The 3,761-nt window shown below is 68.6% G+C and carries 5 protein-coding genes; 4 read left to right on the top strand and 1 reads right to left on the bottom strand.

What is annotated here, in order from left to right:
• A partial coding sequence (locus G6028_RS07105) for an FAD-dependent monooxygenase (protein WP_182658450.1) occupies nt 1-1,366 on the bottom strand: 1,366 nt, incomplete at its 3' end.
• Nucleotides 1,367-1,515: 149 nt separating this feature from the next.
• Here G6028_RS07105 and fabG point away from each other — a divergent pair.
• The 4 genes from fabG to G6028_RS07085 form a co-directional block, all read left to right on the top strand.
• Nucleotides 1,516-2,262 carry a 3-oxoacyl-ACP reductase FabG gene (gene fabG / locus G6028_RS07100; RefSeq protein WP_107746551.1) on the top strand — a complete coding sequence of 249 codons (747 nt, stop codon included), beginning with the start codon at nt 1,516-1,518 and terminating at the stop codon, nt 2,260-2,262.
• A gap of 110 nt (nt 2,263-2,372) precedes the next feature.
• The gene (locus tag G6028_RS17900; protein WP_107746552.1) at nt 2,373-2,672 is read left to right on the top strand and encodes an acyl carrier protein; all 300 of its coding nucleotides are present in this window, start codon (nt 2,373-2,375) and stop codon (nt 2,670-2,672) included.
• Complete coding sequence (gene fabZ / locus G6028_RS07090; RefSeq protein ID WP_182658448.1) at nt 2,672-3,148, top strand: 3-hydroxyacyl-ACP dehydratase FabZ; 477 nt, start codon at nt 2,672-2,674, stop codon at nt 3,146-3,148. Before G6028_RS17900 ends, fabZ begins: the two co-directional genes overlap by 1 nt.
• The coding region (locus G6028_RS07085; RefSeq protein ID WP_206685737.1) for a hypothetical protein at nt 3,145-3,761 on the top strand (617 nt) is incomplete at its 3' end. The genes fabZ and G6028_RS07085, both read left to right, overlap by 4 nt.

Genomic DNA, 3,761 nt, shown 5'->3' with positions numbered 1-3,761 from the left:
AGCCGACCGGGCCGACCGGGCCGTCCGAGCCGACGGGAATCGGCAGCGGCAGATGGGGGAGCAGGTGCCCGGGGCGGGTGGTGGCGACGTAGGTGAGGTACGGGTCCTCCGGATCGGGTGCCGGGGACCCGTCGGGCACGATCGCGTCCGAGGTGTAGTGGTACCCGAGGACCAGGCCCTCCGAACGACGGCGGAGAGCCTGCAGGTCGCCCGCCTCGGCCACCGTGAGTCGGTCCTCCATCATGTCCAGGGTGATGACGGCGTTGCGCAGGCTCTCCTCGACGGTCCACTGGGCGATCGGTCGACGCTCCACCTCGTAGCTGTCCAGCAGTCCCGGTCCCGCCGTACCCCGCAGTACCGCGGCGAGTTTCCACGCCAGGTTGTGGGCGTCCTGGAGCCCGCAGTTCATCCCGAACCCACCCTGGGGGGTCGCGACATGAGCGGCGTCCCCGGCCAGGAAGACCCGTCCCGAGCGGAACGACTCGGCGACGAAGACCTGCTGGGTCCAGGGCATCCGGCCGAGAATGCCCACCGGTAGGTCGTCGACGCCGACGGCTGCCCGGACCAACCGGGTGCAGTGCTCGTCGGTGTAGTCCTGCGGTCCCTCACCGAGCTCGGGATCGTAGGCCGTCTGGAGCGTCCAGGTGCGGCTGTTGTCCACCGACTCGATCACACAGTAGAAGTCGCCGTGGAGGAAGTAGAGCGCGCCGCGGCGGTGTTCGAGGAGCGGACCGAGGTCCGCGTCGAACATGATCGCGAGCATGTGGCCCAGCGGCGGTGGGCCGTCGGTGCGGATACCCAGACCGTGCCGGGTCGGGCTGCGGTGCCCGTCGGCGGCCACCACGTACTCGGCGCGGATGGTTCGCGCACCCTCCGGTCCGGTCACCTCGGCCGTCACGTGGTCGCCGTGATCCATGACCCGGTCACAGGTCGTGGAGAAGTGCAGTCCGGAGTGGGGTGTCGCCACGGCCAGGCGGTGGAGTATCTGCTCGAACCGGTCCTGCGTGCAGATGTACGAATAGGTGGGGCTCTGGGATCTGTCCTCGGAGATCCTGGCGACCTCGTGCCTGAAGTCCGGTGAGGTGAGGGTCCTACCGATGCCGAGCGCGAGGCTGAGTTCACGGGGCATGCCCGCTGCCTCCACCTCCTGCTCGACTCCCCACTCGCGGCACAGTTCCATGGTCCGGGTGGTGAGCAGACGCGCCTTGGGGAACACCGACGTCGAGTCGTGACGCTCCACGAGCGCAGTGGAGATCCCCCGCCGGCCGAGCTCGACCACAGTCGCGAGTCCGACCGGTCCACCCCCCACCACGAGTACGTCGACGATCTGCGGTGTGTCGGGGCCGGCGCCCGGGTCGAAGTTCATACAGGCGACCTTCCAGGGTGTAACCGCGCAGGTCAACGGGATGAAAGCCCGGTGATATCGAGGTGATAGACCGCGTCGATAGCGTCGGGACCCGACAGCCGCGGTGGACCATCGCGGCCCGAGAAACCGGACAGGAAGGTGGTCTGCGGATGTTCTGCGACGGTGCCGTAGCCCTGGTGACCGGGGGATCGCGTGGGATCGGTCGCGCGGCGGCCAAGGAGTTCGCCCGCAGCGGCGTCCACGTTCTGGTCAACTACTCCGCGTCGGCGGGCTCGGCACAGGAGACGGTGTCCGAGATCGCCGAGGCGGGCGGGACCGCGGAGGCCGTCCAGTGCGATGTCACCGAGGAGGACTCGGTCCGGGACCTGTTCAAGAAGATCCGCGCCGACCACCGTCGGCTCGACATCGCCGTCACGAGCGCGGGGGTAACCAACGACCGCCATCTGGTGGGGATGTCCACCCGTCAGTACCGCGAGACGATGTCCGTCAACATGGACGGCACCTTCTACGTCTGTCGCGAGGCCATGCGGATGATGCAGGCCAGGCGTGCCGGCGCCATCGTCACGGTCTCGTCGGCCAGTGGCCTCGACGGTGGATTCCCCGGACAGACCAACTATGCGGCCTCCAAGGGCGCCATCATCGCGTTCACCCGCGCACTCGCCCTCGAGGGGGCCAGGCACGGCATCCGGGCGAACGCGGTGGCCCCGGGCTTCGTGGAAACCGACATGACCCGCGCCGTGCCCGCCCACCTGAGGAACGGGTACGCCAACCGGATCCGGCTCGGCCGGATGGGGTACCCGGAGGAGATCGCGAACATCATCGCCTTCCTCGCCTCGGATAAGGCCTCGTTCGTCACTGGCGAGGTCCTCGTGGCGAACGGCGGCGGGCTCGAATGACCCGCTCTCGGACTGATCCGACCCCACCGCCCACGGCCTCGAACTCCACAGCCTCGAACTCCACAGCCCCGACCCCGACAGCCCCGAACCCGACACTTCAAGGAGCACTTGTGAACATCGACGAGATCCGTGAGACCGCCCGCCTCCGCCGGGAGGTGTGTGACCAGATCAAGGAGATGATCGTCGAGCGTCTCGACCTCCCGATCGCCCCCGCGTGGATCACCGATGACCAGCCGCTGTTCGGTCGTGGTCTGGAACTGGACAGTCTCGATGTCCTCGAGCTCTACGTGGCGATCGAGGCCGAGTTCGACGTGGCGTTGTACGACAGCGAGATGACGGTCTTCGGGTCAGTCTCGCGCCTGGCGGAGACCGTCCGGCCGGAACTGATCCGGGTCCCGGAGCCGGTGTGATGACGTCGACCAGGATCCGGACCGGCCAGGTGGCCATGGACTGCGACGAGATCCGTGAGCGGATCCCGCACCGGTGGCCGATGCTTCTGCTGGACCGGATCACCGAGATCGAACCGGGTACCCACGGAACCGGTATCAAGAACGTCACGAGCACGGAGATGTGGTTCCAGGGACACTTCCCCGACCAGGCGGTCCTGCCGGGTGTCGTCATCATCGAGAGCCTCGCCCAGCTGTCGGGCGTGGTGTTCTCCCTCGCCGGGGCCGGGCCGGTCAGCTACCTGGCCGGGGTCCGCTCCATGCGTTTCCGCCGCCCCGTCGTCCCCGGCGACACCCTCCTGTTGAGGAGCGAACGCTCGGCCGGTGGCCGGGGGTTCGCCGAGTACCGCGTCTCCGCCCGGGTCGGTGACTCGGTCGCGGCCGAAGGCGTCCTCTCGATCTCCGATCCCTCCCCACGACCCACGAACGGACACTCATGAGCACCTTCATCACCCCCCTGTCCACCGTCCACCCGGACGACGCCGTGACGGAACTGGTCGGCGACTCCGTGGTGGTGAGCGAGTACGAGGACAGCCACGCCGAGTACTCGAGCCTCCGCGACCGCGCCGGACTGGTCGACCTGGGTGGCGCCGCCCTGATCCTGGTGGCCGGCCGGGACGCGCCCGCGTTCCTCCAGGACATCCTGGCCCGCGACGTCGAGTTCCTCACCCCCGAGCGGACGCTCACCAGCCTGGTCCTCGACGACGACGGGCACATCGTCGACGTCGTGGTGGTCTGGGGCCACGACGACGGCGCGATCGTCGAATCATCCGTCGGCGGGGGGACGCGCCTTCTCGATCACCTGCGCGCCCGCGCGACAGGCGAGGTCGAGCTCACCGACCTGCGTGGCGAGCGGACCGTCATCGCCATCGAGGGCCCGTACTCCTGGGGAGTGATCGGCCGACTGATCGACAACGAGCTGGCCGCGCTGCCGCTCGACTCGGTCGTCGAGGCCATCTGGTCCGACGTCGATGTCCTGTTCGCCCGTTCGGGCTTCACCGGGGAATACGGCTACAAGATGATCGTGCCCGTGGACCGGGCGGCGGAGCTGTG

Source organism: Dietzia cercidiphylli, from assembly GCF_014145145.1.
GTDB classification, from domain to species: Bacteria; Actinomycetota; Actinomycetes; order Mycobacteriales; family Mycobacteriaceae; genus Dietzia; species Dietzia natronolimnaea.
The sequence above is the reverse complement of the archived record's forward strand: the minus strand, read 5'-3'. Positions and strand labels throughout refer to the sequence as shown.